The following is a 5,797-nucleotide window of genomic DNA, read 5'->3' as shown; positions in this document are numbered from 1 at the left end:
GCCGGCCCGTCCACGGCCGGCCGGCTCCGCGTCCGGTCACTCCTTGGCGGCGGCGAGGGCGGCCAGCTCACGGTCGACCGCGAGCTGGTGCGCCTCGGCGTCCTCACGCGCCTTCTTCGGGCTCCAGCGACCCGCCATCACGAAGACGAAGGGCAGGAAGAGCACCTGGCCGCCGACGCAGATCCACCACCAGTTGCGCCACTCGCCGGGCCCGTCCTTCGACGCCTTCTGGACCTTGGCGCCGTACTCCTGCAGCAGCTTCAGCTGCGGCGCCGCCTTCTGCACGACGCCGAGGTTCTCCGCGCCGACCTCCTTGACGGCGCGGGCGCCCAGCGCGGGTGGCACCGTGGTCGGGGTGTACTTGTTCAGCTCGGCGAAGAGCTGAGGGTGCGCGTTGACGATGGCCAGCGCGGGCGCCGCCTGCACCGAGGCGACCTTGACCTCGGCGCCGTGCTCCACGAGCGGGGTCACGGAGGTGACCAGCACCGGGATGAAGGCCGCGGAGACGGCGACCACGATGCGCACCGTCCAGCCCCACACCGCCAGGCCCGCCGCGGTCGCCGCCGGGTTGTGCTTCTCCACGGTCTCGGTGAAGCTCGCCATCCAGGGCGCGTAGGCGATGCCGCTGAAGACGCCGATGCCGATGAACAGCCAGGCGAAGGTGTAGTAGTCGGTCGTCAGGTGGGTGGCGCGGGTGGCGAAGATCGCGGTCACCACGACGGAACCGACCGCGCCGACGATCATGAAGGGCTTGCGCACCTTCAGCCGGTCCGAGAGCAGGCCGACCAGGACCAGGGCGATGGCGTTGGCCCCCCAGTACCAGTTGGCCAGCGCGTTGGTGCGCTGCTCGCTGTAGCCGAAGGTGGTCGCGAAGTAGACGACGAAGTTGCCGACCGCCGCGTAGTACAGCAGCAGGAACACTGCGATGGCGAAGGCCGAGCCCAGCACGTCCAGGCGCATCATCTGCCGCCACTCGCCGCGGCGCACCGACTCGGTGTCCAGCCCCTTGGCGCGAGCCTCGACCAGCGCCCGGTCCCGCAGCGACACCATGATCTGGTCGCGCAGCGCCGGGGACAGCTCGCGCAGCGCGAAGATCGCGACGACGAAGACGACGAACCCGGCGATCGCCGAATAGCGCAGTTCGTCCTGCCAGGTGGCGCTGTCGAGGGTGTTGCTGGTGACGGTGGTGACCACCAGGGAGCCGATGACCGGGCCCATCGTCCAGTACCCCATCGCGGTGGCCCGGCCGAGCTGCGGGGAGAAGTCCCTGATCAGCGCGGGGGTGGCGACCAGCACGATGCCCTCGATGAAGCTGACGAGCGCGAAGAGCACCAGATAGGTGGTCTTGTTCGCCGCGTTCGGCAGCCCGAAGAAGACCAGCAGCGCGGCGATCAGCAGCCCGTAGACCACCAGATTCGCCCGGCCCCAGCGGTCCGCCAGACCGGCCACGAGCGAGGCGAAGGCCCCGATCGCGTTGCCGATCACCGAGACCCAGATGAAGTAGCGGTACGTCATGTCGAAGTGCGTGATGATCGACGTCGCCACCGCGTACTGGATGTACAGCATGTAGTACAGGACGACGGTGGTGATGACCACAATCGCGAGATACGCCATACGGCGGCCGGTGGGCGGGTAGTCCGCCAGGTCGCGGCGGTACAGCCAGGCCAGCAGGCCGCGGGCGTCCGCGGCGGGAACATCGGGCGCGGGTCTGTCGGCGTCGAACGCCGTCGGAGTGGCGGACATACGGCTCCTCCTGGGAATACCTGGAAACCGGGTGTTTGCGTCGGTGCGACGGGGGCGCGGTGCGGCCCGGCTCCGAGAGCGTGGCCAGAGGCTAGTACCGACTAGTCGGTACGCCTAGGGGTCTGCGCGAGGTCATTCACCTGGTTCATCCCCGGCCGCCGACGGTACGAGTGCCGAATAGTCATCCGTCCTGGTCAGGCCACTGATCAGCGATGAACCGAATCCACCGGCTGCCGGCGGGGCAGGCGCCGCCTTGGCATGATGATCAGCCGTGCTACTGCGCTTGGTCTACCTCGCCGTCACGAACACGGTCTCCTTGATACTGCGGGTGCCGATAATTCATCCGTCCAGGCCGGGGCCCTGATCCCCACGCTCCGGCCGTGTCCGCTGATCGCTTCAGAGGCTTCGCCTGCACGGTGTCCTTGCCGGAAACCTCATCCGTGCTGGTGGTAGCGGGTGTTGGGGGGGCTTGGGGGAGGTTGGTTGTGGGCGGTGCCGCTGGGACTCTCGTCAAGCTGATGATCGCCGCGGCATGCTGCTCCACATGCTGGGCAGCCTGTACCACTGCCCACACAGTGGAGTGAGGCGGGGCAGCGACGCCCCATGAAACGGCCGGAAGAGGGCGCAGTGCCTGGAGAGGCCCCCTCACACATGGTCGTCACGGGGTGGTCGTCGCAGTGGAACGCACACCGGAGGTCGGGGAGGCGGACGGCGGAGGAAAACTCGGGTGCAGCGAGGGGGACAGCGGAGCCAGCGACGCGCACAGCGAGGCCGGGAAGGCGGGCTCCGCGCGCTGCACGTCCCGGCAGCCTCCGGCCGAGGTCCGGACGATCGGCGCCCAGCCCGTGTGCTTCGCCCGGAAGAACCAGCGGTCGCCCAGCCGGGACGAGCAGGCGGGGTCCGTCGAGTCGCCGCAGGCCGGTCCCGTGCGCCAGGAGAAGTCCAGCACCAGCCACTTCCCGTCGCACTTCTCCGAGTTCCGGTACGTGTGCTCGGGCGCGTCGACCGCCATCAACGCCTGGTCGTAGGAGGCGGCGGTGCAGCCGGTGGCCGGCGGTGTGCAGCCCAGCTTCCCGCACAACCGCAGCCCGGGCGGCTTGGCACCATCGGCAGTGAAACGCGTGTAGTTGTCGACGATCACGTCCCGGTCGCCCAACGGCCTGGGCAGCCTGACCTTTGCCGTGGCCGTACTCTCCTTGGTGCACCCGGAAGCCCTGTCCCCGGACGGCGAGGTGAAGGTGACCTGCACCCGCACGAGGTCCGCCATCGGGTCGGTGAGCACCGCCTTGAGCTTGCGCACGCACGCGTGTGCGCCACTGGGCACCTGCGCGTCGAGGAGCAGCGTGCGGCGGTCGTCGCCGAGACGGGCTCCGTTGACCGCGGAGGGCTCCATCGTGGTCCACGGGATCGGCTCGGTCGCCGCTGACGACGGTGACCTCCCGTCCCCCTGACCGGCCACCTGCGTCCCGCACGCGCCGAGGAACAGCACGGCAACGACGCAGCACAAGGCTGCCACAGCCGCTCGACGCGTTCTACCTGATCGCAAGAGCGCTCAATCCCCCCGCAGTGCACCGACGTTGCCCCAGGCCAATATAGGGCTGGGGCCGGGAAGGCTCACCAGGTTCGGTTGGCGCGGTGTGCTGCCGGGCCGGCGCTCTGTCGTAGGCCGCTTCGTGTCGTGAAGGAGCAGGGGTGACCGTAGACGCGCGTTCTGCCGTCCCCGGGATCGGAGTGAATGCCGCAGCGCGGATGCGAGTGGACACCGCGGATGACCGGACCGGCCGAAGGGCGGTCCGGGGAGTCCAACTGCCGTGCATCAGACCGGTGTTGTCAGTGGCGGCTGGAAGGATTGCCGTCTTGGCGGATGAGAACTTCGACTGGCGTTCTTTCCTGGTGCGGTGGAGAGAGGAGTGGGCGGACGCATGCGATGCCGACGCCTCGCGCGGCGAGCAGGACGAGGAGGCCCGGTGAGCACTGCTGCGCCTGGTAGAGCCAGACGGGACTCCCGCCCCCAGGTTGGCGGCTCTCCCCGTCTTCGATGGCCCCGAGGACCTCAGTGAGAGCGTCGACGACTGCTTGTACGGGGAATCCGCCTGACCTGCACGGACGGGGTTTCCAGCAGGCGCAAGCATGGGAACTCCCCATGTTGCGAGGGGATTGACACCTTCATCCCCCACGCCACCGTGATGTTCAGGCTCATGGCGGTTCCCTACTCGCCTTTGTCGTCCGCGTCGTTCCCGTTTTTCCCCGCCCCGTTCGGCTGGATGCGTCCTTCGCCGAAGCGCCGCCCACTGCTAGCGTCGGGCGAACTGAGAGACGGGGGCAGGCGGTGGCGGCAGCCGAGGTGATCGATCTGGTGGCGATGGGGGAGGACTTCGTCCGCGATCCGTATCCGGTTTACGCGGCGCTGCGCGAGCGCGGACCCGTGCACAAGGTGCGGATTCCGGAGGGTGCGGAGGCCTGGCTTGTCGTCGGGTACGAGGCCGGCCGAGCGGCGCTCGTAGATCCGCGGTTGTCCAAGCAGTGGAAGAACGCGTCGCCCACCTTTCCAATCCCCAGTCCATCTGCGGGCCCGCACATGCTCAACTCCGACCCGCCGGACCATGAGCGGCTGCGCAAGCTGGTCGTCCGTGAGTTCACTCCGCGCCGGATCGAACAGTTCGCGCCGCGCGTGCGGCAGATCACCGACGAGTTGATCGACGCGATGGTGGCGCTTCCGGACGGGCGGGCCGAACTGGTCGAGGCACTCTCGTTCCCGCTGCCGATCTCGGTGATATGCGAGCTGCTCGGCGTGCCGATGCTGGACCGGGCCGCATTCCGCGCCTGGACCGGCACGATCCTCACCGACCCCGACCCGGGGGCGCGGCTGGCGGCGACGGATGAGGTGGCGACTTATCTCGCCGAGCTGCTGGAGCGCAAGCGCCTGGCCCCGGGCCAGGACCTGATGAGCGCCCTGATTCGCACCACCGACGAGGAGGGCGACCGGCTGTCTGCGGACGAACTGCGCGGTACCGCTTGGCTGCTGCTGGTCGCGGGGCATGAGACCACGGTCAATCTGATCTCCAACGGCGTGTTGGCCCTGCTGACCCATGCCGACCAAGTCGCCGCACTGCGCGAGGACATGACGCTCATGGACAACGCGGTGGAGGAGATGCTGCGCTACGACGGGCCGGTGGAGACGCCGACGTTCAGGTTCACCACCGAGCCGGTCGAGATCGGCAATACGGTCATCCCCGGCGGTGGTGAGCTGGTCCTCGTGGCCCTGGCGGACGCAAACCACGACCCGGCACGCTTCCCCGACCCCGGCCGCTTCGACGTCCGGCGGCCCGCCAACGGTCATGTCGCCTTCGGCCACGGCATCCACTACTGCCTCGGCGCGCCGCTCGCCCGCATGGAAGCTCGGATCGCGATCCGTGCTCTGCTGGAGCGCTGCCCCGACCTCGCCCTCGACGCCCACCCGGCCGCCCTGACCTGGCGCAACGGCATGCTCATCCGCGGCCCGCGTCAGCTGCCGGTCCGGTGGAAGTCCTGACCTCGCGCTTGCCGAATACCTCATCCATGCAGGTGCAAGCGGGTTTCGGGTGTGCTGGCCATTGCCGCTGCAGTACGCGCTCTCGCGCGGTCGGCGGTGTGCCCGGCATGTGATCGGCCGTGCTGCTGAGACTGGCGTTGCGGGTGCCAATACATCAATCTGCCCAGGTCACAGCTTTGATTGGCGATCTCCGATACAACTTCCGGCCGCCCCGCTGTCTTCACCTCGACAGGGGCGGACGGCATGATGATCGGTCGTGCTGCTACGCCTGGCCTATCTCGCGGCCACCAACGCCTTCGCGCTCCTGTGCCTACTGCCGATGAGCGACCGGGACAAAGACATCGAGATCCTTGCCCTCCATCACCAACTGCTCGTCCTTCAGCGCCAAGCGAGCAAGCCCACGTTCACCGACACTGACCGAGCAGCCGGTGGCATCGGTGTCGGTGAGCGTGAAAGGTGCCGGCCCGATGTCAATGAAGGCAAGTACGGCCGAGCCAACGGCGATGACGACGATCGCGAGGG

At 68.5% G+C, this 5,797-nt stretch carries 3 protein-coding genes and 1 pseudogene; 2 read left to right on the top strand and 2 right to left on the bottom strand.

Annotated features, from left to right (window positions below):
• Positions 1 to 36: 36 nt before the first annotated feature.
• Positions 37 to 1,743, bottom strand: coding sequence for an MFS transporter (locus tag ABZ656_RS55785; protein ID WP_360280100.1), 1,707 nt, complete (start codon positions 1,741 to 1,743; stop codon positions 37 to 39).
• 658 nt (positions 1,744 to 2,401) lie between these two features.
• Positions 2,402 to 3,259: a hypothetical protein gene (locus tag ABZ656_RS55780; protein ID WP_180362732.1), complete on the bottom strand. Its 858-nt coding sequence runs from the start codon at positions 3,257 to 3,259 to the stop codon at positions 2,402 to 2,404.
• Between the two features lie 846 nt (positions 3,260 to 4,105).
• Here ABZ656_RS55780 and ABZ656_RS55775 point away from each other — a divergent pair.
• Entirely contained in the window at positions 4,106 to 5,275 is a 1,170-nt protein-coding gene (locus tag ABZ656_RS55775) for a cytochrome P450 (protein WP_360280103.1), read from the top strand.
• 256 nt (positions 5,276 to 5,531) lie between these two features.
• Positions 5,532 to 5,699, top strand: a pseudogene (locus ABZ656_RS55770) (integrase); the annotation flags it as partial.
• Positions 5,700 to 5,797 lie beyond the last annotated feature (98 nt).

It is taken from the genome of Streptomyces sp. NPDC007095 (genome assembly GCF_040634475.1).
In the GTDB taxonomy this organism is placed as follows: domain Bacteria; phylum Actinomycetota; class Actinomycetes; order Streptomycetales; family Streptomycetaceae; genus Streptomyces.
The sequence above is the reverse complement of the archived record's forward strand: the minus strand, read 5'-3'. Positions and strand labels throughout refer to the sequence as shown.